This is a genomic window from Burkholderia sp. APQ4-4ca, assembly GCF_057837105.1.
This window is the reverse complement of the sequence record NZ_JBYQCG010000072.1, coordinates 39,119-62,630: the sequence shown is the minus strand read 5'-3', so window position 1 is coordinate 62,630 and position 23,512 is coordinate 39,119. Positions and strand designations below refer to the sequence as shown.

20 protein-coding genes are annotated in these 23,512 nt (G+C 67.9%); 16 read left to right on the top strand and 4 right to left on the bottom strand.

The annotated features are described in order from the left end of the window. Nucleotide 1: 1 nt before the first annotated feature. On the bottom strand, nucleotides 2–1,561 hold the full coding sequence (locus tag AC3IFE_RS06405; protein ID WP_489189937.1) for a methyl-accepting chemotaxis protein: 1,560 nt from the start codon (nucleotides 1,559–1,561) through the stop codon (nucleotides 2–4). A gap of 231 nt (nucleotides 1,562–1,792) precedes the next feature. Between AC3IFE_RS06405 and AC3IFE_RS06400 the strand changes: the two genes are divergently transcribed. Beyond that, a complete protein-coding gene (locus AC3IFE_RS06400; protein WP_489189936.1) occupies nucleotides 1,793–3,307 on the top strand; it encodes an MDR family MFS transporter in 1,515 nt (504 codons plus the stop codon). A 41-nt stretch (nucleotides 3,308–3,348) separates the two neighbouring features. Here the strand turns inward: AC3IFE_RS06400 and AC3IFE_RS06395 are convergent, their stop codons facing one another. Then, on the bottom strand, nucleotides 3,349–4,347 hold the full coding sequence (locus tag AC3IFE_RS06395; RefSeq protein ID WP_489189935.1) for a quinone oxidoreductase family protein: 999 nt from the start codon (nucleotides 4,345–4,347) through the stop codon (nucleotides 3,349–3,351). A 131-nt stretch (nucleotides 4,348–4,478) separates the two neighbouring features. Here AC3IFE_RS06395 and AC3IFE_RS06390 point away from each other — a divergent pair, with 131 nt between their 5' ends. From AC3IFE_RS06390 to AC3IFE_RS06365, 6 genes are all read left to right on the top strand, one after another. Further along, a complete protein-coding gene (locus AC3IFE_RS06390) occupies nucleotides 4,479–5,351 on the top strand; it encodes a LysR family transcriptional regulator (protein WP_489189934.1) in 873 nt (290 codons plus the stop codon). A gap of 81 nt (nucleotides 5,352–5,432) precedes the next feature. Continuing rightward, a complete protein-coding gene (locus AC3IFE_RS06385; protein WP_489189933.1) occupies nucleotides 5,433–5,993 on the top strand; it encodes a GNAT family N-acetyltransferase in 561 nt (186 codons plus the stop codon). Nucleotides 5,994–6,002: 9 nt separating this feature from the next. Further along, on the top strand, nucleotides 6,003–6,848 hold the full coding sequence (locus tag AC3IFE_RS06380; RefSeq protein WP_301738406.1) for a MerR family transcriptional regulator: 846 nt from the start codon (nucleotides 6,003–6,005) through the stop codon (nucleotides 6,846–6,848). 351 nt (nucleotides 6,849–7,199) lie between these two features. Beyond that, nucleotides 7,200–7,403, top strand: coding sequence for a cold-shock protein (locus tag AC3IFE_RS06375; protein ID WP_006485974.1), 204 nt, complete (start codon nucleotides 7,200–7,202; stop codon nucleotides 7,401–7,403). 278 nt (nucleotides 7,404–7,681) lie between these two features. Beyond that, complete coding sequence (locus tag AC3IFE_RS06370; protein WP_089470077.1) at nucleotides 7,682–7,906, top strand: hypothetical protein; 225 nt, start codon at nucleotides 7,682–7,684, stop codon at nucleotides 7,904–7,906. 278 nt (nucleotides 7,907–8,184) lie between these two features. After that, entirely contained in the window at nucleotides 8,185–9,165 is a 981-nt protein-coding gene (locus AC3IFE_RS06365; RefSeq protein WP_489189932.1) for a sulfonate ABC transporter substrate-binding protein, read from the top strand. A gap of 79 nt (nucleotides 9,166–9,244) precedes the next feature. Here AC3IFE_RS06365 and speB read toward each other — a convergent pair whose 3' ends face one another. Continuing rightward, nucleotides 9,245–10,213 carry an agmatinase gene (gene speB / locus AC3IFE_RS06360; protein ID WP_489189931.1) on the bottom strand — a complete coding sequence of 323 codons (969 nt, stop codon included), beginning with the start codon at nucleotides 10,211–10,213 and terminating at the stop codon, nucleotides 9,245–9,247. Nucleotides 10,214–10,567: 354 nt separating this feature from the next. Between speB and AC3IFE_RS06355 the strand changes: the two genes are divergently transcribed. From AC3IFE_RS06355 to AC3IFE_RS06335, 5 genes are all read left to right on the top strand, one after another. Beyond that, a complete protein-coding gene (locus AC3IFE_RS06355; protein WP_489189929.1) occupies nucleotides 10,568–11,239 on the top strand; it encodes a lysoplasmalogenase in 672 nt (223 codons plus the stop codon). A 246-nt stretch (nucleotides 11,240–11,485) separates the two neighbouring features. Continuing rightward, on the top strand, nucleotides 11,486–13,066 hold the full coding sequence (locus AC3IFE_RS06350) for a flavin-containing monooxygenase (protein ID WP_089470080.1): 1,581 nt from the start codon (nucleotides 11,486–11,488) through the stop codon (nucleotides 13,064–13,066). A gap of 21 nt (nucleotides 13,067–13,087) precedes the next feature. After that, nucleotides 13,088–14,011 carry an SDR family NAD(P)-dependent oxidoreductase gene (locus AC3IFE_RS06345; protein ID WP_301738411.1) on the top strand — a complete coding sequence of 308 codons (924 nt, stop codon included), beginning with the start codon at nucleotides 13,088–13,090 and terminating at the stop codon, nucleotides 14,009–14,011. Beyond that, nucleotides 14,008–14,913, top strand: a complete 906-nt coding sequence (locus AC3IFE_RS06340; RefSeq protein ID WP_089470082.1) for a metal-dependent hydrolase — start codon at nucleotides 14,008–14,010, stop codon at nucleotides 14,911–14,913. The genes AC3IFE_RS06345 and AC3IFE_RS06340 overlap by 4 nt, the downstream gene beginning before the upstream one ends. Before the next feature lie 4 nt (nucleotides 14,914–14,917). Continuing rightward, entirely contained in the window at nucleotides 14,918–15,856 is a 939-nt protein-coding gene (locus AC3IFE_RS06335; RefSeq protein ID WP_089470083.1) for an alpha/beta fold hydrolase, read from the top strand. On the opposite strand, the gene AC3IFE_RS06330 is transcribed toward AC3IFE_RS06335, so the two are convergent. Beyond that, nucleotides 15,817–16,371, bottom strand: a complete 555-nt coding sequence (locus AC3IFE_RS06330; protein WP_089470084.1) for a putative glycolipid-binding domain-containing protein — start codon at nucleotides 16,369–16,371, stop codon at nucleotides 15,817–15,819. The genes AC3IFE_RS06335 and AC3IFE_RS06330 overlap by 40 nt on opposite strands. Before the next feature lie 273 nt (nucleotides 16,372–16,644). Between AC3IFE_RS06330 and AC3IFE_RS06325 the strand changes: the two genes are divergently transcribed. The 4 genes from AC3IFE_RS06325 to AC3IFE_RS06310 all read left to right on the top strand — a co-directional run bounded on the left by AC3IFE_RS06325 (nucleotide 16,645) and on the right by AC3IFE_RS06310 (nucleotide 23,512). After that, nucleotides 16,645–17,535, top strand: coding sequence for an urea transporter (locus tag AC3IFE_RS06325; protein ID WP_089470085.1), 891 nt, complete (start codon nucleotides 16,645–16,647; stop codon nucleotides 17,533–17,535). Further along, the gene (locus AC3IFE_RS06320) at nucleotides 17,513–18,286 is read left to right on the top strand and encodes a class II aldolase/adducin family protein (RefSeq protein ID WP_489189928.1); all 774 of its coding nucleotides are present in this window, start codon (nucleotides 17,513–17,515) and stop codon (nucleotides 18,284–18,286) included. Before AC3IFE_RS06325 ends, AC3IFE_RS06320 begins: the two co-directional genes overlap by 23 nt. A 65-nt stretch (nucleotides 18,287–18,351) precedes the next feature. Then, nucleotides 18,352–18,540 (top strand): 4-oxalocrotonate tautomerase, encoded by a 189-nt coding sequence (locus AC3IFE_RS06315; RefSeq protein ID WP_489189927.1) that lies wholly within the window; start codon nucleotides 18,352–18,354, stop codon nucleotides 18,538–18,540. A 130-nt stretch (nucleotides 18,541–18,670) separates the two neighbouring features. Then, nucleotides 18,671–23,512 carry an NAD-glutamate dehydrogenase gene (locus tag AC3IFE_RS06310; RefSeq protein ID WP_489189926.1) on the top strand — a complete coding sequence of 1,614 codons (4,842 nt, stop codon included), beginning with the start codon at nucleotides 18,671–18,673 and terminating at the stop codon, nucleotides 23,510–23,512.

The following is a 23,512-nucleotide window of genomic DNA, read 5'->3' as shown; positions in this document are numbered from 1 at the left end:
CTCAACCCACCCGAAACGCCCCCACCGCGCGACGCAGCCCATCCGCCTGCTCCTCCAGCGACGCGGCCGCCGCGGCCGCCTGCTCGACGAGCGCCGCGTTCTGCTGCGACACCTGATCCATCTGCGACACCGCGCGGTTCACCTGCTCGATTCCGTCGCGCTGCTCGCTCGATGCGGCCGCGATCTCCGTCATGATGCCCGTCACGCGCCCGATCGCCTGCTGGATATCCTGCATCGTCGCGCCGGCCGTACCGACGAGCCGCGAGCCCGTCGCGACACGCTCGACCGATTCGCCGATCAGCGTGCGAATTTCCTTCGCGGCGGACGCCGAGCGTTGTGCCAGCGTGCGCACCTCGCCCGCGACCACCGCGAAGCCGCGGCCCTGCTCGCCCGCGCGCGCGGCCTCGACCGCCGCGTTCAGCGCGAGGATGTTGGTCTGGAACGCGATGCCTTCGATCGTGCCGATAATGTCGGCGACCTTCTGCGAGCTCCGGTCGATCTCGTTCATCGTGCCGATCACCTCGCCGACGACCGTCGCGCCGCGCGTCGCGATCTCGCTCGCGCTGTCCGCGCACGCCTGCGCCTCGAGCGCGTGGTCGGCGTTCTGCTTCACGGTTGCCGTGAGCTGCTCCATGCTCGCGGCCGTCTCCTGCAGCGCCGATGCCTGTTCCTCGGTGCGCTGCGACAGATCGGTGTTGCCCGCCGCGATCTGGTGCGTCGCCGTCGAGATCGCCTCGGAACCCTGGCTCACCTGACGCACCGTATCCGCGAGGCTGCGCTGCATGCCGGTCACGCCCTTGACCAGTTCGGCCATCTCGTCGCGCGACGACCAATACACTTCCGACGTGAGATCCCCGTCCGACAGCCGGCGGAAATGCGACAACAGGCGATTCACCGGCTGCGTGATCGCGAAATGCAAGCCGATCGCACAACCGAGGCACGCGGCCAGGCCGAATGCGATGCCCGCGATCGCGCCCATGCGCATCCAGCCGTAATAGGTCTGCGCGGTGTCGTACACGTCCTTGCCGCGCGCCGCCTGGTACGCATCGAGCGCGTCGGTCGCCTGCGTGAGCGCGACCGACAGCGGCGGTGCGACGGTCATCAGCAACCGGTCGGCTTCGTCGCGCCGCCCTTCGCGGATCGCATCGATCAGCGGCTTCAGCGCCTGTCCGATCAGCGCCTGGCGCGCGGCATCGAGGCGGCTCGCGAGCGGGCCTTCGTCGCCGTCGTGCGGCATCGTCGCGTAGTTGCGCCACGCCGTGTCCGCCTTCGCGAGATAGCCCTCGGCCTTCTTCACGAGATCGGGCACTTCCGGCGCTTCCGGATGGAGCAGCGCCCGGTCGAGCGTCGTGCGCACGATCGTCAGGTTCAGGCTCGCCGCGGACAGCGCGGTCTTCGCGGCCAATTGCTGCGTATAGGCCTCGTCGAGCGCGCGGTTCGAGCTCTGCATGCCCGCGAGGCCGATCAGCCCCGACACGACGAGCAGCGCGGCGACGAGGCCGAGCGTGGAGAAAATCCGCGTACGGATCGAGAAACGGGAAAACAGGGCGTTCAGGTTCATGACGGCACGTGAGCGATGAAAAATGCCGCGGCAATCGGTCCGCGGCCCTCTGTATTACGGTTTGCCTGCAAAAAACTTGAGTCCGTCCCTGCATTGCGGCTGATCGTGGTCAATTTTTCAGGCGGGCAATCTCCTGTTACGACTGCAACATATCGAGGCTGGGCAGAAATTGACTAGTCAACCATCCATGACTATATTTCGATCCAATTCCCTGCCATGGCAGATATCTCGATGACAACGGACACCTTTCTTACCCCGCCCGCCGCCGAAGCGGCCCGACGCGACGCGCCGACCGGGTTGATCGTCGCCGCGCTGCTGCTCGTCATGCTGCTGTCCGCGCTCGACCAGACGATCGTGTCGACCGCGCTGCCGACGATCGTCGGCGAACTCGGCGGGCTCGACCAGTTGTCGTGGGTCGTCACCGCGTATCTGCTGTCGTCCACCGTCGTGCTGCCGCTGTACGGCAAGCTCGGCGACCTGTACGGCCGCAAGATCGTGCTGCAGGCCGCGATCGTGCTGTTCCTCGCCGGCTCCGCGCTGTGCGGCGTCGCGCAAGACATGACGCAACTGATCGTGCTGCGCGCGCTGCAAGGGCTCGGCGGCGGCGGCCTGATGGTCGTCACGATGGCCGCCATCGGCGATCTGGTGCCGCCCGATCGCCGGGCGCGCTACCAGGGGATGTTCGGCGGCGTCTACGGCCTCGCGACGATCGTCGGCCCGCTGCTCGGCGGCTTCCTGGTCGAGCATCTTTCATGGCGCTGGATCTTCACGATCAACCTGCCGCTCGGCCTGCTCGCGCTCGCGGTGATCGGCATGGCGTTCCGGCCGCACACCGCGCACGTGAAGCACCGGATCGACTACATGGGCGCCGCGTTCCTCGCGACCGCCCTCACCTGCGTGATCCTGTTCACGAGCGAAGGCGGCTCGCTGCTGCCGTGGACGTCGCCGCAGCTGTGGATGACGCTCGTGCTCGGCCTCGTCGCGATCGGCGGTTTCATTTACGAAGAACGCGTCGCGGCCGAGCCGATCATGCCGCTCGACCTGTTCCGTCATCGCACCTTCGTGCTGGTCAGCCTGATCGGCTTCGTGGTCGGCGTCGCGCTGTTCGGCTCGGTCACGTTCATCCCGCTCTACCTGCAGGTCGTGAAGGGCTCGACGCCGTCGCAGGCCGGCATGCAGCTACTGCCGATGATGGGCGGGATGCTCGGGACGTCGATCGTCAGCGGGCGGCTGATCTCGCGGCTCGGCTCGTACCGGCCGTTTCCGATCGCGGGGACGCTGCTCGGCGGCGTCGCGATGGCGCTGCTGTCGACGCTGACGCTCGATACGCCGCTACACACGATGTACGCGTACATGGCGCTGCTCGGAATCGGGCTCGGGATGGTGATGCCCGTGCTGACGCTCGCCGTGCAGAACACCGTCGAATTCCGGCATATGGGCGTGGCGACGTCGGGCGCGACGCTGTTCCGCTCGATCGGCGGCTCGCTCGGCGTCGCCGGGTTCGGCGCGCTGTTTTCGCACGGGCTGCAATCGCGGATGACGCATGCGCTGCCGGCCGGCACCGAGCTGCCGCCCGCACTCGGCCCGGCCGCCGTGCATCAGTTGCCGGATGCCATGCGCGACGCGTACCTGCACGCGTTCGCCGGCTCGCTGCACGTCGTGTATCTGGCGGCTGCGGCGATCATCGCGATCGCGTTCGTGCTCGCGTGGTTCGTCGAGGATGCGCCGCTGCGCAAGCATCACTGAAGCGGCAGGCGGAGCGCGACGCGCCCCGCCCGCACCCGCCGTCACGCCAGCAGCACAACCCCGCCCGTCGTCGCGCGCGACTCCAGCAACCGGTGCGCATCGGCCGCCTGTTCGAGCGGCAGCCGCGCGCCGATCTCGACGTGCATCCCGCCCGCGAGCCGGTCGAGCGTCGCACGCGCGGCGTCCCGATATGCACCGACGTCGCGCGCGATGAAGCCGAGCACGCTCGGTCGTGAAAGCGCGATCGAACGGGCCGGCCCGAGTTCGTCGAGATCGAACGTCTGCCGCGCGCCGATCGCCGCCACCTGCCCGATGCTCGCAACCATGCCGAACGGACGGATCGCTCCGAGCGTGCGGGCCAGCACGTCGCCACCGATTCCGTCGATCGCATAGTCGACGCCTGCACCGCCGCCGAACGCACGCGCGGCCGCGACGAAATCTTCCTCGCGATAATCGACCACCGCTTCGGCGCCGTGCGTGCGCACGAGCGCGGCTTTCGCGGCCGATCCGACCGTGCCGATCACCCGCGCGCCGAGCGCACGCGCCCACTGCGTCGCGAGCAGCCCCACGCCGCCGGCCGCCGCATGCACGAGCACCGTATCGCCGGCGCCGACCTGCCGGACGCGATGCAGCAGCATGTAGACGGTGATCCCCTTCAGCAGCCCGGCGGCGGCGGCTTCGTCGCTCAGCCCGTCGGGAATCGGCAGCACGCGCTCGGCCGGCATCGTGCGCAGGCTCGCATAGCTGCCGGTCGGCATGCCGGCATATGCGACGCGCTGGCCGGGCACGAGCGCCGTTACGCCCGGCCCGACCGCGTCGATCACGCCGGCCGCCTCGACGCCGAGCGCGGCCGGCAGCGCGGGCAACGCGTGCGCGCCCGTCCTGAAATAGATGTCGACGAAATTCACGCCGATCGCGGTCTGGCGAATCCGCACTTCGCCGGCGCCGGGCGGCGCGACGGGCACATCGACGCGACGCAGCACGTCGGCGTCGCCGTAACGGTCGATTCCGATCCGGATGGCGTTGGCAGTTTGGGTCATGACGTTCCTCTCTATCGAATGAAGTGAGACGATCATCCCATCGTGCATAATCGAACGGAATTCACGCTGAACGCCCATCTATTGTGCAAAATTCGACCGATCACGATTCTCCCGCCGCGCGCGCGCTGCAGATGAGCTGGGACGATGTCCGCTACTTCCTTGCGGTGATGCGCGCCGGCAGCCTGTCGGCCGCGGCCCGGGCGCTGCAGGTCCAGCATTCGACGGTCGCGCGGCGCATCGACGCGCTCGAGTCGGCGCTCGGGATCCGGCTATTCGACCGGCTGCCGCGCGGCTGGCCGCCGACCGACGAAGGGCTGCACCTCGCCGAGCACGCCGCGCGCCTCGAAGCCGACGCGCATGCGTTCGCACGGGCGGCGCAGGGCGCGGCCGCGCTTGACGGCGTGGTGCGCGTATCGGCGTCGCCGGTGTTCGCCAGCCATTTCCTCGCGCCGCGCCTGGCCCGGGCGCAGCGCGCATGGCCGGCGCTGCGGATCGACCTGATCGGCGAGATGCACGCGGCGAACCTGTATGCGCGCGAAGCCGATCTCGCGGTGCGACTGTCGCGGCCGAGCGAGCCGGGGCTCGCCGCGCGCCGGCTCGGCACGATGCGCTTCGCGCTGTGCGCGGCACCGGAATGGACGGACGTGCCGCCCGACAGCTGGCCGTTCGTCGGCTACGACGATGCACTCGCGCAAACGCCGCAGCAGCAATGGCTCGAACGCTTCGCGGCCGGGCGCCGTTTTGCGTTCATCGCCAACGACCTGGCCGCGCAGCACCGCGCCTGCGCAGCCGGGGCCGGTGTCGCGCTGCTGCCGCGGTTTCTCCTCGACGATCCGGCCGCGCACGCCGGCGCACCGCTCGTCGAACTCACGAACGCGCCGCGCTGCGACATCGAGCGCGAGATCTGGCTCGTCGTTCACCCGGACGTGCGCCGGTCGCCGCGCGTGCAGCGCGTGGCCGACGCGATCGCCGATGCGGTTCATGCAGCGGACGGACGGCTGTAAAGCCGCCGAAACGCAAACGGGCTTTGCCACGCGCCGCGGCGGCCGGCATAGTAATGCCTTCACTTCGTCCGCCCTGCCGCCATGTCCACAGCTCCCGCCTGCGTCGTGCGCGACGCGACCGACGCCGACCTCGATGCGATCCACGCGATCTATGCGCACCATGTTCGCCACAGCGTCGCGTCGTTCGAGGAAACGCCGCCCGACGCCGCCGAGCTGCGCGCACGCCGCGACGCGGTGCTGAACCACGGGCTCCCGTATCTCGTCGCCGAATGCGACGCTCGCGTGGCCGGCTACGCGTACGCGACGCCGTACCGCACGCGTAGCGCGTACCGCTTCACGATCGAGGATTCGATCTACATCGACGAGGCGCAGCGCGGGCGCGGAATCGGCCGCGCGCTGCTGGAGGCGCTGATCGCGCGCTGCGAAGGCGGCCCGTGGCGGCAGATGATCGCGGTGATCGCCGACGGCGGCACCGGCGGCTCGACGTCGCTGCATCGCGCATTTGGCTTCGAACCGGCCGGCCTGCTGAAGGCGGTCGGTTTCAAGCACGGCCGCTGGATCGACACGGCGCTGATGCAGCGCCCGCTCGGCGCCGGCGCGAACACGCGCCCCGCCTCGCCCGAGCCTGCCGCGGCGCGCTAAAATGGCCGCATGTCAAAACAGACTTCTTCCACGCCCGACGAGGCCGCGCCGGATTCCCGCAACGAGTACACGGTCGACGAACTCGCGCGCGTGTCCGACACCACCGTGCGCAACGTCCGCGCCTATCAGGATCGCGGGCTGCTCGCGCCGCCGGAGAAACGCGGGCGCGTGGGCATCTACGACGACACGCACGTCGCACGCCTGAAGCTGATCAACCATCTGCTCGCGCGCGGCTACACGCTGTCGAACATCCAGGACCTGATCAAGGCGATCGACGAAGGCCACGACTTGCGCTCGATCCTCGGCCTCGAAAACGCGATCGGCGGCCGCTGGTCGCACGAGCTGCCGAAAACCTATTCGCTCGCCCAACTCGCGCAGATGTTCGGCCCGCAGGCGACCACGCAACTGTCGCGCGTGACCGAACTCGGGCTGCTCGAACGGCGCGGTCTGTCGTTCGTCGCGAAAAGCCCCGCGCTGCTCGAGGCGGCGGCCGCAATGACGAAGGAAGGGATTCCGCCGCGCGAGCTGCTCGACGTGATCAGCCTCGCGCGGCCGCATTTCGACGCGATCGCGCGGCTGCTCGTCGATCTCGTCGTGAAGCGGCTGGACCGCTACGACGCCGGCACGCTGCCGCCGGCCACCGACGTGCCCGAACTCGTCGACGCGATCTGGCGGCTGCGCCCGCTCGCGGCCGTGTTCGTCGAAGGCGAGACGAACCGCGCGCTCGAAACCGCGGCCGGCGCGTATCTCGGCGGCCGGGTCGCGACGATCCTCGACAAGAAGCTCAACGACGAAGCCGAAGCGGCGCGGCAGTCCGGTACGAGCGACACGCAACGCGACGGCGACAACGCATAGGCGCGCGGCCGTCGTGCATGCGTTGGATTGTCGCCACGACGCGCGCGGATCCGGTTCGCGGCAAGGTCGCAGGCCATTACCGGTGAATGGCCAGAAGCGCCGCTCGGCGCGCATTCCAGCCAGACGACCCCGCATCGCTCCGCCCACGGCCCCCTCGTCGCGACACAGTTACAAGTTATTCGTTGACGCAAGCCCGCCCGACGGTTAGTGTATGCACCGAAGTCCAAGAAGTCCGATTGCTGTTCATCAATTGCTCGCTCCTCCCAAGCGGTATTCGTTGTCCTCTCCCTCCTTGACGCTTCACGCGCTCTTCAACAGAGCAAATCTCTATTTTTTTCTCAAGGAATCTTCATGGATACCGGTATCGTCAAGTGGTTCAACGACAGCAAAGGCTTTGGTTTCATCACGCCGGACAACGGCGGCGACGACCTCTTCGCTCACTTCTCCGAAATTCGTGCCGACGGCTTCAAGACGCTGGCTGAAAACCAAAAAGTGAGCTTCGAAACGAAGCAGGGCCCGAAGGGTCTGCAAGCGGCCAACATCAAGCCGCTGTAAAGTTTGAAGGGCCCGGCGTCCGTCGACGGACGCCGGGTCGCAGCGACATCCCCACGGAGCTTCGTCTCCTAAAGTTGGCGCGATCGGCTTCAGCTGCATCTGTTTATTCAGCAGCTTGCCACGCGCTACACGTCTCGTTGCACTTCATCCCCCCTCCGGCCGCAACGCCTTATTTTCGCTTTCCGACTGCGTCAGATTCCGCTCGCAATGGCGTTGAATCAGCGTACCCGTGCGCATTTCGCACGGCACGCGCGCACTCGATCATCATTAAAATTAAAATGCACAACCAACGAATTCAACAGTACAACGGCTATGCCGTCCAACCCTCGGCGCATCGCCTGCCCGACGGAAGTTTTTCATCCAACCTGCTGCTCGAACGCGCCGATAGCACGCGCGACGAAGGCCGCTACCAGTTCTACTCGCTCGACTACTTCCCGAGCGAAGCGCAGGCGCTCGCGCATTCGGCACGCTGGGCGCGCAACTGGGTCGATACGCGCGGTTAAAGGTTGCGCTGCTGTCGATATCCGCAGACGGTCATAAAAAACCGGCGGGCAACGTGCCCGTCGGTTTTTTTGCATGGCGCGCCCGTTCACCTCCTTCACCGCAGTCCGGCACGACCCAGTCGTCCGCCCCGGCAGGCCACGATGCCAAAGCATAGGGCCGCCGCCGTCATATCCATATCGGCAATGCTTCGTTTGCGGCCGCTATCGCCCATGCGACGATTCTTCCAACCGAGCGGCGCCGGCCGCTCCCCGAAGAGGTCTCGCATGGAGTTCATTCGATGATTCGTTTCACCCGCTGGATCACCCGCGCCGCCGCCGTCTCGCTCGTCGCCCTGTCCGCCGCGTCGGCATTCGCGCAAGGCGGCGCCGACAGGATCGTGCGCATCGGCTATCAAAAGGCCGGCCTGCTGTCGATCATCAAGGCGCAGGGCGCGCTCGAAGCGCGACTCAAGCCGCTCGGCTATGACGTTCAATGGTTCGAGTTCCCGGCCGGCCCGCAACTGCTCGAAGCGCTGAACGCGAACAGCATCGACTTCGGCTACACCGGCGCGCCGCCGCCCGTGTTCGCGCAGGCGGCCGGCGTGCAGTTCGTCTATGTCGGCGCGGAACCGCCGGCGCCGCATGACGAAGCCGTGTTCGTGAAGGGCGATTCGCCGATCCGGACGGTGGCCGGCCTGCGCGGCAAAAAGGTCGCGCTGCAGAAAGGCTCGAGCGCGAACTACCTGCTGCTCGAGGCGTTGAAGAAAGCCGGCGTGCGCTATGACGAAATTCATCCGGTGTATCTCGCGCCGGCCGACGCGCGCGCCGCGTTCGAAAGCGGCAATGTCGATGCGTGGGCCGTGTGGGATCCGTACTACGCGGCCGCGCAGAACGCGCTGAAGGTGCGCACGCTATCCGACTACACGGGGCTCGCGGCGACCAACAACTTCTACGAGGCAACGCGGCGTTTCGCGCAACAGCATCCCGACGTGGTCGGCGCGATCCTGAAACAGGCGCGCGAAACGGGCCAGTGGGTCAACGGGCATCCGGCCGACACGGCCGCGCTGCTTGCACCGAAGGTCGGGTTGCCCGAGGCGCTCGTCGAGACGTGGATCAAGCGGGTGCCGTTCGGTGCGGTGCCGATCGACGAACGCATCGTCGCCGCGCAGCAAGGTGTTGCCGATGCGTTCTACGCGGCGAAGCTGATTCCGCGGAAGCTGAGCGTGGCCGAGAACGCATGGGTCGACAAAAACGTGGCGAGTGCACTGGCGGCGAAGTAACGCTCGCGGCCTCATCCATCAGCAGGCCGGCCGGGCGCGACGCCCCGCCGGCCGCTTTCGCGTCCCGCGCGGCACGCGCTCAACGCAACGCTTCCGCCACCTTCTTCTGCCGCCACAGGCACAGCAGATCGCAAGCCACATGCGCGGCCGCGATCGCCGTGATGTCCGCGTGATCGTACGCGGGCGCCACCTCCACCACATCCGCCCCGATCAGATTCACCGCCCCGAGCGCCCGCACGATCGCCAGCGCCTGCGCCGACGACAATCCGCCCGCGACCGGCGTCCCCGTCCCCGGCGCGAACGCCGGATCCAGGCAATCGATATCGAACGTCAGATACGCAGGCCGCGCGCCGACGATCTCGACGATCCGCTCCACCGCCGCTCGCGAGCCATGGTCATGCACCCACGCGGCATCGAGCCGCTCGATCCCGAGAAAGTCGTCGTTCCACGTGCGGATGCCGACCTGCACCGACGTCGCGGGATCGATCAGCCCTTCCTTCACCGCCTTGTAGAACATCGTCCCGTGATTGAGGCTGTCCGGATCGTCGTCGGCCCACGTATCGCAGTGCGCGTCGAAATGGATCAGCGACAGCGGCTTGCCGTAGCGCTCCGCGTGCGCGACCAGCAGCGGATAAGTGATGTAGTGGTCGCCGCCGAGCGTCAGCATCTTCGCGCCGGAGCGCAGGATCGTGCGCGCATGCTCGACGATCGCCGGCTTGATCGACAGCGGGTTGTGCGCGTCGAACCAGCAGTCGCCGTAATCGATGGCCGCGAGATCGTCGAACGGATCGAAGCCCCACGGATACGGATTGAGCTCCGCGAGCTGCACGCTCGCCGCGCGAATCGCGGCCGGCCCGAGCCGCGCCCCGGAGCGATAGGTCGTCGCGAGATCGAGCGGCACGCCGGAGATCGCGACGTCGACGCCGTCGAGTGTGCGCGAGTAATTGCGGCGCATGAACGACAGCACGCCCGCATAGGTGTTTTCGATCGAGGAACCGTACGGTGTAGTGCGACGGATCGCGCCGTCGCCGTGGAGAAGTTCGGTCATGGTCGGACCTGTTTTCGTGGTGACCGCGCCGCCCCGCTTCGACTGAGTGCGCGGGCCAGGCACGGCGGGATTCATCGGGCATGTACCGGCTCGCGCATCCGGTCGCGGAGCGAGGCGGGACATCGACAACGGCAATACCGCGGCGATCGTAGCAAGCCGAATCGGAACCGTTGTCCCGGTTCAGCCGGGGCAACGCGCGAAAAAAGTCCGGTAGCGGCGTCGCCGCCGGTCGCCGTCGTTTCCTAGAAGGATTCGCCGGTTTTCGCACGCCCGTCCTTCCGGATAATGGCCGGCAGCCGCGCTGTCGACGGCGCGCCGTCCACCGCAGACAACCACAAACCGGAGACACCCGCCTTGATCGCCACGCTTCCCGCCACCTACCGCCGGCTCTGGCCGCTCGCCATCGCCGCGGCGCTGCTGTACGGCCTGTCGCTCGCCGCCGCGCCCTATCCGGGCCAGGCCGCCGCGAAAGCCGTGATGGGCATCCTGCTGCTCGCGGCAGGCAGCACCTGCGGCGCGCCGCGCGAACGCGCGTGGCTGTGCGCGGCGCTCGCGACCGCCGTGCTCGGCGACGTGCTGCTCGCACTGCCCGAGTGGCCGCCGTCGTTCGTGTTCGGCCTCGGCGCGTTCCTGCTCACGCACCTGTGTTACTGCGCGATCTTCTTCCGGTGGCGCGCGCGGCCGCATGGCTGGCGCATCGTTGCGCTCGTCGGGCTGTGGATCGCCGCGCCGGCGTTGTACGTGGCGTTCTTCCCGCACCTCGGCGCGCTGCTGGCGCCGGTCGCTGCCTATATGCTCGTGCTGTGCGCGATGGCGAGTTTCGCGCTCGCCGCACGCACGCACGGCCCGCTGGTCGCGATCGGCAGCCTGATCTTCGTCGGCTCCGACACACTGATCGGCGTCGGCCGGTTCCTCGGCGGTTTTCCAGGCATCGACGACCCGATCTGGGGCCTCTATGCGCTCGCGCAGGTCACGATCGTGGCGGGGGTTTTCCATGAGGCAGTCGGCCACCCGGTCCGACCCTGATACCGTTTCAAACAGGCCACCGCTCGCCCGCGGTCCCGCCTTTTCTTCCTCTCGCCCTGCCGACGGCCCTTTCCGCGCATTCCGCATTGCGGAAACAGGGCCGTTCCAAACCCCGCGCGGCCTTTCCCCGCCTGGCTTTCGGCCCTTAGAGCGTCGCCTCTAGCCTCTTGCGGTTTTCGGGTTCACCCACTATCGTTACATTAACCAATGTAACATTAAAAAATGAGCCAGATCGGAGACACCCGGATGAATGCTCGCACGTTGCCTTTCGGTCCGCCCGGCCATGACGGCCTGGACGAAACCATCGACATCGCCATCATCGGCACCGGCTTCGCCGGCCTCGGGATGGCGATCCGCCTGAAACAAACCGGCGTGACCGACTTCGTCGTCCTCGAGAAGGCGGCGTCGGTCGGCGGCACGTGGCGCGACAATCATTACCCCGGGTGTGCATGCGACGTGCAATCGCACGTCTATTCCTTCTCGTTCGCGCCGAACCCGCGCTGGACGCGCATGTTCGCGCCGCAGCCGGAGATCCGCGCGTATCTGGAAGACTGCGTGCAGCGCTTCGGCGTCGGCCCGCACCTGCGGCTGAACCACGAGCTGCAGCGCGCCGAGTACGACGATGCCGCGCAACGCTGGCGCCTCACGTTCGCGAACGGCAAGCGGCTGTCGGCGCGCGTGCTGGTGTCCGGAATGGGCGGGCTGTCGCGCGCCGCGCTGCCGGCGATTCCCGGCGTGGAAACCTTCAAGGGCCGCGCGTTCCATTCGCAGCAGTGGGATCACGACTACCCGCTCGAAGGCAAGCGCGTCGCGGTGATCGGCACCGGCGCGAGCGCGATCCAGTTCGTGCCGCAGATCGCCCCGCGCGTGAAGACGCTCGCGCTGTTCCAGCGCACGCCGCCGTGGATCATGCCGAAGCCCGACCGCAACCTGACCGGTGTCGAGAAATGGTTGTTCCGCACGCTGCCGTTCACGCAGAAGATCGTGCGCAGCGGCATCTACTGGATGCTCGAATCGCGCGTGCTCGGCTTCGCGATCCATCCGTCGCTGATGAAGAACGTGCAGAAGCTCGCGCTGCGCCACATCCGCAAGCAGATTCCCGATCCGGAACTGCGCAAGACCGTCACGCCGAACTACACGCTCGGCTGCAAGCGCGTGCTGATCTCGAACGACTACTACCCCGCGCTGTCGCGCAAGAACGTCGACGTGATCACGACCGGCATCGATCGCATCGAAGCCGACGCGGTCGTGACGACCGACGGCAAGCGCCATGAAGTCGACTGCCTGATCTACGGCACCGGCTTCCAGGTGGCCGACCCGTATCCGCGCGGCGCGATCATCGGCCGCGGCGGTCTCGACATCGTCGATGCGTGGCGCGACGGCGCGCACGCCTACCTCGGCACGACGCTGCCCGGCTACCCGAACTTCTTCATGATCGTCGGCCCGAACACGGGCCTCGGCCACAATTCGATGGTGTTCATGATCGAGTCGCAGATCGAATACATCCTCGGCGCGCTGCAGGCAATGCGCCGCGAGCGCGCGGAGGCGATCGAGGTGCGCCCGCTCGTCGAGGCGCAGTACAACGACGACCTGCAGGGCAAGCTCAAGAAGGCGATCTGGTCGACGGGCGGCTGCAAGAGCTGGTACCTCGACCCGCGCACCGGCAAGAACACGACACTGTGGCCAGGCTTCACGTGGCGCTTCCGCCAGGCCACGGCGCAGTTCTCGATCGCCGATTACCACGCGTATCGCGCGCCGCACGACACGACCGCGCGGCCCGCCGCCGCGCCGGCCGCTTCCGCTTCCACGTCCGCCGAAGCGGCCTGAGCCAGACAAGGAGCCATCGACATGAGAGATTTCACCAACAAGGTCGCCGCGATCACGGGTGCCGGCTCGGGCATGGGCCGCGCGCTTTCGATCCAGCTCGCGCAGGCCGGCTGCCACGTGTCGCTCGCCGACAAGAACGGCGTCGGCCTCGCCGAAACCGAACGGATCGTCCGTGCGATCGCGCCGAACGTGCGCGTGTCGACGCGCGTGCTCGACGTCGGCGATCGCGACGCGATGTTCGCGTGGGCCGACGACACCGCGAAGGTGCACGGCAAGGTCAACCTGATCTTCAACAACGCGGGCGTCGCGCTGTCGAGCACGATCGAAGGAATGGACTACAGCGATCTCGAGTGGATCGTGAACATCAACTTCTGGGGCGTCGTGCACGGCACGAAAGCGTTCCTGCCGCACCTGAAGGCATCGGGCGACGGCCACGTGATCAACACGTCGAGCATCTTCGGGATCTTCGCGCAGCCGGGCATGAGCGGCTACAACGCGACCAAGTTCGCGGTGCGCGGCTTCACCGAATCGCTGCGCCAGGAACTCGACATGATGAAGTGCGGCGTGTCGGCCACCTGCGTGCATCCGGGCGGCATCCGCACGAACATCGCGCAGTCGAGCCGCGTCGCGAAGAACATGGTCGGCTTCATCGTCGAGAGCGAACAGCAAGGCAAGGACAGCTTCGAGAAGTTCTTCATCACGACCGCCGACGACGCCGCACGCACGATCCTCGCCGGCGTGCGCAAGAACAAGCGCCGCGTGCTGATCGGCCGCGACGCGAAGGGCGCGGACTGGATGGCGCGCATCCTGCCGGCCGCGTACCAGGCGCTCGTCGTGCTCGCGACGCGCCGCGAGGCCGCGAAGGCCCGCCGTGCCGCACGCGGCACGCCGGCACCGGTGCATGCCACCTACAACAATGCAGGCAATCAGGGAGAACAATCATGACGACACCGAACATGATGCCCGTACGGCGCGACATCCGTTTCGCGCTGCCACCCGAACGCGCGAAGGACTGGCATGTGCAGGGCGTGCCGGTCACGCACTTCATGAATGCGCTGTCGCTGCTGTTCCCGGCCGGCGAACGCTTCTTCATGGATTCGGTGCGCAACTACCGCGACCGGATCGAGGATCCCGAGCTGAAGAAGCAGGTGATCGGCTTCATCGGGCAGGAAGCGATGCACACGCGCGAGCACATCGAATACAACGACCTGCTGCAGGCGTCCGGGCTGCCCGCGCACAAGCTCGACAAGCGGTTGTGGACGATCCTCGGCTTCTTCAAGAAGACGCTGCCGCATTCGATGCAGCTGGCGATCACGATCGCGCTCGAACACTACACGGCGATCCTCGCGAACCAGTTGCTGTCGGGCCACGAGCACCGGATCGACGGCTCGGTCGAAGGCTACCAGCAGATGTGGATGTGGCACGCGATGGAGGAAACCGAGCACAAGGCGGTGTCGTACGACGTATGGAACGTCGTGATGAAGCCGGGCCTCGGCAGCTACCTGCTGCGCACCGGCACGATGCTGCTGACGACCATGATGTTCTGGACGATCGTGTTCGACTTCCACGTGCGGCTGATGCTGTCGCACCGTCGCAAGCATGGCCGGTTCGGCGGCATGTGGCGCCTCGTGAAGTATCTGTACAGCCCGAGGACCGGCGTGTTCCCGAGCATCGCGCGCGAATGGCTCGACTACTTCCGCCCGGGCTTCCACCCGTGGGATCACGACAACCATCAGTACCTGCAGGAACTCGACACGCTGCTCGAGAACATCGACGCGACCAACGCGCGCTATGCGGCGCAAGCCGCCCCGCGCCGCGTGCCGCTGCATTCGGTTGCGCAGGCATGACGCGATGGCACGCGCTCACGAGATGCTGACCGTCCGGTCCGGCGACGTGAAACTCGCCGTCTACGTCAGCGGGTCGCGTCGCGCGCCGCCGCTGATCCTCGTGCATGGCTACCCGGACTCGGCGGCCGTGTGGGCGCCGATCCGCGCGCGGCTCGCGAAGCGCTACCGCGTGATCGCGTACGACGTACGCGGCGCCGGTGCATCCGATGCGCCGCGCCGCCGCGCCGACTACACGCTGGAGCGGCTCGCCGGCGACCTGAAGGCGGTGGCCGACGCGACCTGCGGCGGCCGGCCGTTCCACCTGGTCGGCCACGACTGGGGCTCGATCCAGTGCTGGGAGGCCGTGACCGACCCCGCGTTCCGCGGCCGCATCGCGTCGTACACGTCGATCTCCGGCCCGTGCCTCGATCACGTGTTCCGCGCGAAGATGCGGCTCAGGCAGAGCCTGAAATCCTGGTACATCGCGTTCTTCCATCTGCCGGTCGTGCCGTCCCTGGTGTGGCGGCTCGGCGGCGCCGCGCTGTGGCCGCACTGGCTGCAGCTCACCGAACGCGTGCGCGCCGAGCGCGATCCCGTGCAACTGAAGAACGCGCTGAACGGGATGCAGATGTACCGTGCGAACTTCCTTGCACGGGCCCGCAAGCCGCGTGAGCGGTACGCACAGGCGCCGGTGCAGATCCTCGTGCCGGTGCGCGACCGCTACGTGACGCCCGAGATGTCGGTCGACCTCGACCGCTGGCTCGGCGAGCACGTGCGCGAGGAAATCGACGGCACGCACTGGATCGTGCTGCGCCATCCGGACCTGATCGCGTCGCGGATCGACCGGTTCGCGGCCGCGCATGAAAGACCCGCGGTCGCCGAGGCATCGGCGACCGCACCGGCCGCGCGAACGGAAGCCGCGGTTCAGCGCAGCGGCGGCAGGCGCTTGAACAGCGTTTCGTAGTCGATCACGAGCCCGTCGTCGTCGATGTCCATCTCCGCGGTGAAATTCCGGAAGATGCCTTCGTAGCGATAGCGGCGGCCGGGTTCGATGCACGCGTACGCCTGCTTGACCGGCGTGACCTTCAGATCCGGCGTCGAGATGTACGCGACGTCGATCGGTCGCCGCTCTCCGCGCGCGAGCCCCAGGCGGCCGATCGGCAGCGAATTCGTGAACGGCGTCGCGGCGATGTCGATGTCGATGCAGCCATCCAGCTCGTGCAGCTCCCGCCCTGAACCGTCGCGCCAGTGCCCGGCTCCGTCGCCGTGCAGTTCGAGCGTGCCGCCGCCCATCACCTTGAGCACCGCGTACTTCACCCGCCACTGCGGATCGCACTCGACCCGGTACGCGAGCCCGTACGCACGGCCGTACCGCTGACCGACCACGGCGCTTTCGACGACGATCGCGCCGCCGCTCCGGTCGAACGTCAGATGTTCGACCCCGTCGCCTTCGAGCGACGACCAACGTAGTTCGCGCATCGTTCCACCTCCTTGGTATCCCGCGTCGGGGCATCGTCACATAAATCGTCGCTATCCGGAATGCCGCCGTCGATCGAGTCCAACTCGCATCAGTCGTGTTCGTCGGCCAGGTCCGGCCACTCGTACGGTAGCCCGGTCGCTGGAGCCGTGAAGCCAACGCGCATGGATCACCCCCTCGGCAACCCAGCCCCAAATCCTGACTATCCAGGATTCCCTATTTCGGTGCACCGGATTGTGTCCTATGCTCGCGGCTCATCCCATCCCGCCGCCATCATGCCTACCGCCCGTCCCGCCTCGCCGTCGATCGACCTGCGCATGCTGCTGCGCGGCATCGGGCAGATCGTGCTGCAGGCGAATGCGCTCACCGGTGCGCTGCTGCTCGCCGCGCTGGCGCTGAACGACCTGCGGCTCGCCTGCGCGGCGCTGGTCGGCTCGGCCGCCGCCAGCATGACGGCCGTGCTGACGGGCGCCGAACGCCGCGACGTCGAACAGGGGTTGCACGGTTTCAACGGCGCGCTGGCCGCGCTGATCGCCGTATCGTTCGCGCCCAGTCCACTCGTCGCGGTCGCGCTGGTGCCGCTGGTCGCGATCGGCGCGGCGCTCGTGCAACGCGCGATGCGGACGTCGCTCGCGCGCTGGCGCCAGTGCCCGTATTCGAGCCCGTGCCTGGCCGTCACCGCGCTGTGGCTGCCGTTTGTCGCGGTGCAGCATGCGGACGGTGCGACCGCCGCACCGGTGCCGACGCTCGCTGGCGCAACCGACGCGCTGCTGTCGGGCATCGCTCAGACCACCTTCGCGCAAGGCGCATGGGCCGGCGCGCTGGTCGTCGCCGGCCTCGCCCTCGCGTCGCGCCGCGCGGCCGCATTCGCGCTGGGCGGCGCGATCGTGTCGACCGTGCTGCTGGTCGCGCTCGGCGCGAGCGACGCGTCGTTCGCCGACGGCCTGCTCGGTTTCAACGGCGCGCTCGCCGCGCTCGCACTGATGGCGCGCGGGCCGCGTGCGGCGTTCGCGGCCGCCGCACTCGCCGCGCTGATCCAGTGGCTCGCGATGCGCGCGGGCTTCCCCGTGTTCACGGCACCGTTCGCGCTCGCGACGTGGGTGACCATCACCGTCGCGCGCCGCCTCACCCTCGGAGAACCCGATGTCATTCGCACACCGTCCTGATGCCGTGAAGCCCGGCGGCCCGATCTCCGACGCCGAACGCAGGCTGCGCGTCGACCTCGCCGCCGCATATCGGCTCGTCGCGCTGAACGGCTGGGACGACCTGATCTACACGCATTTGTCCGCGACCGTGCCCGGCGAACCCGGCCACTTCCTGATCAACCCGTTCGGCCTCACGTTCGACGAGGTTCGCGCATCGAACCTCGTGAAGATCGACGTGGCCGGCAACCGGATCGGCGACGGCGAGCATGCGGTCAACGTGACCGGCTTCGCGCTGCATGCGGCCGTGCACGCCGCGCGCGCCGACGCCGTCTGCGTGATGCACCTGCACAATACGGCCGGCATCGCCGTGTCGATCCAGCGCGACGGGCTGTTGCCGGCATCGCAGCACGCGCTGCGCTTTCATGGCGATCTCGCGTACCACGACTACGAAGCGCTCGCGTTCTCGCCGGCCGAAGGCGCGCGGCTGACCGCGAGCCTCGGCGCGAAATCCGCGATGCTGCTGCGCAACCACGGCACGCTGACGGTCGGCCGGACCGTCGCCGAAGCGTACGTGCTGATGGATACGCTGATCAAGGCGTGCGACATCCAGGTGCGCGCGCAAGCAGGCGGCGGACCGCTCGTGCTGCCGGCGCCGGCCATCGCGGAGCGCACCGCCGAACAGTTGCGCGACGGCGGCGCGGTCGAAGGCGAACTGGAATGGCCGGCGCTGCTGCGCCGGCTCGACCGGATCGATCCGTCGTATCGCGACTGACTGCGCTTGCGCACCCGACCGAATCGTTCATCGTCAATCGTTCAATCCCAACCGGAGCCTATGTCATGCCGACTTTCAACATCCAGCTTTTCGAAGGCCGCACCGTGGAGCAGAAGCGCGCATTCGTCGAAGCAATCACGCGCGTCACGTGCGAGACGCTCGGCTGCACGCCGGGCTCGGTCGACATCATCCTCGCCGACGTGAAGAAAGAGAACTGGGCAACCGCCGGCAAGCTGTGGAGCGACGAGCGCTGAGCGCCGACGGCAGCGTCGCGTCGGCGCCGTCCGCCCTGCGCCCTTGTGCGCCCGCACATCGCTTTGTCACGCAATCGGCGCATAATGCCGGACAGACGCAGCAGCCAATGGCCACCCGACGGAGACCGCCATGGAAGCGAAGAACGAGGAAGTCGTCGCACACCTGCTCGCCGATGTCGTCGAATTCGCGCGCGCCCGCCTGCCCGACGCCACGTTCCGGACCGTCGAACCCTTCCTGCGCCATTACTACGATTTCGTCGATGCCGACGATCTGCAGAGCCGCGGCATCGCCGACCTGTACGGCGCCGCGATGGCGCACTGGCAGACCGCCCAGAAATTCGTGCCCGGCAGCGAACGCCTGCGCGTGTACAACCCGATCCTCGAACAGCACGGCTGGCATTCCGACCACACGGTGATCGAGATCGTCAACGACGACATGCCGTTCCTGGTCGACTCGGTGACGATGGCCATCAACCGTCTCGGGCTCGCGCTGCATTCGGCGCTGCATCCGGTGTTCCGCATCTGGCGCGGCGCCGGCGGCGGCATCGAGCGCGTCGACGCGGGCGGCGCGACCTCCGGCGACGGCCATTCGCAACTCGCGTCGTTCATCCATTTCGAAGTCGACCGCTGCGGCGACGCCGCGCTGCTCGACACGCTGCGCGAGGACATCGCGCGCGTGCTCGGCGACGTACGCGCGTCGGTCGAGGACTGGCCGAAGATCGTCGACATCGCCCGCGCGACGATCAAGGAGATGAAGGCGCGCGAATCGACGGCGGAGGACATCGAGGCGCGCGCGTTCCTCGAATGGATGGCCGCCGATCACTTCACGTTCCTCGGCCAGCGCGACTACGCGCTCGTGTCGGACGGCACGGGTTTCGGCCTGCGCGGCATCGATGGCTCGGGCCTCGGGATCCTGCGCGAATCGCTGCGCACGTCCGGCGCAGCCGACGTGACGCCGTTGCCGCCGGCCGCCGCCGACATCATCACCGGCCAATGGCCGATCTTCGTGACCAAGGCGAATTCGCGCGCGACGGTGCACCGGCCCGGCTACCTCGATTACGTCGGCGTGAAGCTCGTCGGCGCCGACGGCAAGGTCACCGGCGAACGCCGCTTCATCGGGCTCTACACGTCGACCGCCTATTTCGGTTCGTACACCGAGATTCCGATCGTGCGCCGCAAGTGCGCGAACATCGTGCGGCGCGCGGGCTTTTTGCCGAAGGGGCATCTCGGCAAATCGCTCGTGACGGTGCTCGAAACCTATCCGCGCGACGAACTGTTCCAGGCCGACGAAGACCAGCTCTACGACATCGCGCTCGGCATCCTGCGCCTGCAGGAACACCAGCGCACGCGGCTGTTCGTGCGGCGCGACCGGTTCGACCGCTTCGTGTCGTGCCTCGTGTTCGTGCCGCGCGACAAGTACAACACCGACCTGCGCCGCCGCATCGCGAAGCTGCTGGTCGACGCGTACAACGGCGTGAACGTCGAATTCACGCCGCTGCTGTCGGAATCGGCGCTCGCCCGCATTCACTTCGTCGTGCATGCGGAGCCGGGCACGATGCCCGACGTCGACACACGCGAACTCGAAACGCGGCTCGTGCAGGTCACGCGCCGCTGGCAGGACGATCTCGCCGACGCGCTGCTCGACGCATTCGGCGAAGAACAAGGCAACCGTCTGCTGCAGCGCTATGCGGAGTCGTTCCCGGCCGGCTATCGCGACGACTATCCGGCGCGCACGGCCGTGCGCGACATCGAGCTGATCGAGCGCGTGAAGGATTCGGGCCAGCTCGCGATGAACCTGTACCGGCCGATCGAGGCCGAGCCGCGCGCGTTCCGCTTCAAGGTGTATCGCGCGGGCGACCCGATCGCGCTGTCGCGCAGCCTGCCGATGCTCGAACATCTCGGCGTGCGCGTCGACGAGGAGCGGCCGTACCGGATCCAGACGCAGGATGCCACGCATGCGTGGGTACACGACTTCGGCCTGGAACTCGCCGACGATACGGAGTTCGACATCGAGCGCGTGAAGGGGCTGTTCGAGGATGCGTTCGACCGGATCTGGAGCGGCCGGATCGAGAACGACGACTTCAACCGCCTCGTGCTGCGCGCGCACCTGAGCGCGCGCGAGGTCACGATCCTGCGCGCATATGCGAAATATCTGCGACAGGTCGGCTCGACCTTCAGCGACGCGTATATCGAACGCGCGCTGACCGGCAATCCGGCGATCGCGCGGCAACTCGTCGAGCTGTTCCTGCTGCGCTTCGACCCGCGCATCGGCGACACGCGCGACGTGCAGGCCGAACGGCTGCTGAAGGCGATCGAAGGCGCGCTCGACCAGGTGCCGAACCTCGACGAGGACCGCATCCTGCGTCAATTCCTCGGCGTGATCAACGCGACCGAACGCACGAACTACTTCCTCGCCGATGCGAACGGCGAGCCGAAGCCGTACCTGTCGTTCAAGTTCAACCCGGCGAAGGTGCCCGGCCTGCCCGAACCGAAACCGATGTTCGAGATCTGGGTGTATTCGCCGCGCGTCGAAGGCGTGCATCTGCGCGGCGGGCGCGTCGCGCGCGGCGGCCTGCGCTGGTCGGATCGACGCGAGGATTTTCGCACCGAGGTGCTCGGGCTGATGAAGGCGCAGATGGTGAAGAACGTCGTGATCGTGCCGGTCGGCTCGAAAGGCGGCTTCGTCGTGAAGAACCCGCCGCCGCCGAGCGATCGCGAAGCGTGGATGCGCGAAGGCATCGCGTGCTATCAGACGTTCCTGCGCGGGCTGCTCGACCTCACCGACAACCTCGCCGGCAACGCGATCGTGCCGCCGCGCGACGTGGTGCGCCACGACCCCGACGATCCGTATCTCGTCGTCGCCGCCGACAAGGGGACGGCCACCTTCTCCGACTATGCGAACGCGATCTCGCACGAATACGGTTTCTGGCTCGACGACGCGTTCGCGTCCGGCGGCTCGGTCGGCTACGACCACAAGAAGATGGCGATCACCGCGCGCGGCGCGTGGGAATCGGTGAAGCGGCACTTCCGCGAGATGGGCATCGACACGCAGGCGACCGACTTCACCGTGGTCGGCGTCGGCGACATGTCCGGCGACGTGTTCGGCAACGGGATGCTGCTGTCGCCGCATATCCGGCTCGTCGCCGCGTTCGATCACCGGCACGTGTTCCTCGACCCGAACCCCGACCCGGCAACGAGCTTCGCGGAGCGCCAGCGCATGTTCGCGCTCGAACGCTCGAGCTGGGCCGACTACGATACGTCGGTGATCTCGCCCGGCGGCGGCGTGTATCCGCGCACCGCGAAGACGATCCCGCTGTCCCCTGCCGTGCAGGCCGCGCTCGGCATCGACGCGCACGCGCTGCCGCCGACCGAGCTGATCCGCGCGATCCTGCAGGCGCCGGTCGACCTGCTGTACAACGGCGGCATCGGCACCTACGTGAAGGCCGCGCGCGAAACCCATGCGCAGGTCGGCGACCGCGCGAACGACGCGGTGCGCGTGAACGGCGCGGACCTGCGCTGCAAGGTCGTCGGCGAAGGCGGCAATCTCGGCTGCACGCAGTTCGGCCGCATCGAGTTCGCGCAGCGCGGCGGCCGGATCAACACCGATGCGATCGACAACTCGGCCGGCGTCGATTGTTCGGATCACGAAGTCAACATCAAGATCCTGCTCGGGCTCGTCGTGTCCGACGGCGAGATGACCGAGAAGCAGCGCAACGCGCTGCTCGCCGAGATGACCGACGAAGTCGGGCTGCTCGTGCTGCGCGACAACTACTACCAGACGCAGGCGCTGTCGATCGCCGGCCGCTATGCGGTCGAATTGCTAGACGCCGAGGCGCGCCTGATGCGCTGGCTCGAGCGCGCGGGCCGCCTGAACCGCGTGATCGAATTCCTGCCGACCGACGACGAAGTCGCCGAGCGGCAGGCCGCGAAGCTCGGCCTCACGTCGCCGGAACGCGCGGTCCTGCTCGCGTACAGCAAGATGTGGCTCTACGACGCGCTGCTCGAATCCGACGTGCCGGAGGATCCGCTGGTGGCCGCGATGCTCGTCGACTACTTCCCGAAGCCGCTGCAACAGCGCTTCAGCGAGCCGATGCGCCGCCATCCGCTGCGCCGCGAGATTCTCGCGACGCACCTCACCAACGCGCTCGTGAACCGCGTCGGCTGCGCATTCGTGCACCGGCTGATGGAGGAAACCGACGCGAAGCCCGGCGACATCGTGCGCGCGTGCATCATGGCGCGCGACGTGTTCGACCTCGATGCGGTGTGGCGCGATATCGACGCGCTCGACAACCGCGTCGCCGACGACGTGCAGGCGCGCATGTTCGTCGACGTCGCGCGGCTGCTGGAGCGCGCGGCGCTGTGGTTCCTGCGGCATCTGCAGTCCGGCGCGGTGGCCGACGGCGGTGTCGCCGGATTGATCGCGCGCTGCCGCGACGCGGTGCAGCGCATCGCGCCGCAACTGCCGTCGCTGCTGCCGGCCGACGATCTGGAAGCGCTGTCCGAGCGGCAGCGCGTGCTCGTCGACGCCGGGGTCGACAGCGCGCTCGCGGTACGTGTCGCGAGCGGCGACATCTCGGCCGCGCTGCTCGACATCGCCGAAGTGGCGGCGACCTGCAACCGCAGTCTCGAACTCGTCGCGGGCGTCTATTTCTCGCTCGGCATGCTGCTCAATTACGGATGGATCGGCGAACGCGCGGCGAACCTGCCGACGCCGACGCACTGGGACATGCTCGCGCGCGCCGCCGCGCTCGCGGAAATTGCGCGGCTCAAGCGCACGCTCGCGACGAGCGCGCTCGCGGAATCGCCGGATTCGACCACGCCGGACACGATCGTCGGCGCGTGGCGCGTGCGCCGCGAGGCCGCGCTCGCGCGCTACGAGCACCTGCTCGCGGACCTGCGCGCATCCGGCGGCGCGAGCCTCGCGGTGCTGCTCGTGGTCGTGCGGGAAATGGCCGTGCTCGAACGCGCGTGA

Coding starts and splice junctions, on each gene's coding strand:
- AC3IFE_RS06405 (WP_489189937.1), bottom strand. CDS start 1,561: ATGAACCTGAACGCCCTGTTTTCCCGTTTCTCGATCCGTACGCGGATT.
- AC3IFE_RS06400 (WP_489189936.1), top strand. CDS start 1,793: ATGACAACGGACACCTTTCTTACCCCGCCCGCCGCCGAAGCGGCCCGA.
- AC3IFE_RS06395 (WP_489189935.1), bottom strand. CDS start 4,347: ATGACCCAAACTGCCAACGCCATCCGGATCGGAATCGACCGTTACGGC.
- AC3IFE_RS06390 (WP_489189934.1), top strand. CDS start 4,479: ATGAGCTGGGACGATGTCCGCTACTTCCTTGCGGTGATGCGCGCCGGC.
- AC3IFE_RS06385 (WP_489189933.1), top strand. CDS start 5,433: ATGTCCACAGCTCCCGCCTGCGTCGTGCGCGACGCGACCGACGCCGAC.
- AC3IFE_RS06380 (WP_301738406.1), top strand. CDS start 6,003: ATGTCAAAACAGACTTCTTCCACGCCCGACGAGGCCGCGCCGGATTCC.
- AC3IFE_RS06375 (WP_006485974.1), top strand. CDS start 7,200: ATGGATACCGGTATCGTCAAGTGGTTCAACGACAGCAAAGGCTTTGGT.
- AC3IFE_RS06370 (WP_089470077.1), top strand. CDS start 7,682: ATGCACAACCAACGAATTCAACAGTACAACGGCTATGCCGTCCAACCC.
- AC3IFE_RS06365 (WP_489189932.1), top strand. CDS start 8,185: ATGATTCGTTTCACCCGCTGGATCACCCGCGCCGCCGCCGTCTCGCTC.
- speB (WP_489189931.1), bottom strand. CDS start 10,213: ATGACCGAACTTCTCCACGGCGACGGCGCGATCCGTCGCACTACACCG.
- AC3IFE_RS06350 (WP_089470080.1), top strand. CDS start 11,486: ATGAATGCTCGCACGTTGCCTTTCGGTCCGCCCGGCCATGACGGCCTG.
- AC3IFE_RS06345 (WP_301738411.1), top strand. CDS start 13,088: ATGAGAGATTTCACCAACAAGGTCGCCGCGATCACGGGTGCCGGCTCG.
- AC3IFE_RS06340 (WP_089470082.1), top strand. CDS start 14,008: ATGACGACACCGAACATGATGCCCGTACGGCGCGACATCCGTTTCGCG.
- AC3IFE_RS06335 (WP_089470083.1), top strand. CDS start 14,918: ATGGCACGCGCTCACGAGATGCTGACCGTCCGGTCCGGCGACGTGAAA.
- AC3IFE_RS06330 (WP_089470084.1), bottom strand. CDS start 16,371: ATGCGCGAACTACGTTGGTCGTCGCTCGAAGGCGACGGGGTCGAACAT.
- AC3IFE_RS06325 (WP_089470085.1), top strand. CDS start 16,645: ATGCCTACCGCCCGTCCCGCCTCGCCGTCGATCGACCTGCGCATGCTG.
- AC3IFE_RS06320 (WP_489189928.1), top strand. CDS start 17,513: ATGTCATTCGCACACCGTCCTGATGCCGTGAAGCCCGGCGGCCCGATC.
- AC3IFE_RS06315 (WP_489189927.1), top strand. CDS start 18,352: ATGCCGACTTTCAACATCCAGCTTTTCGAAGGCCGCACCGTGGAGCAG.
- AC3IFE_RS06310 (WP_489189926.1), top strand. CDS start 18,671: ATGGAAGCGAAGAACGAGGAAGTCGTCGCACACCTGCTCGCCGATGTC.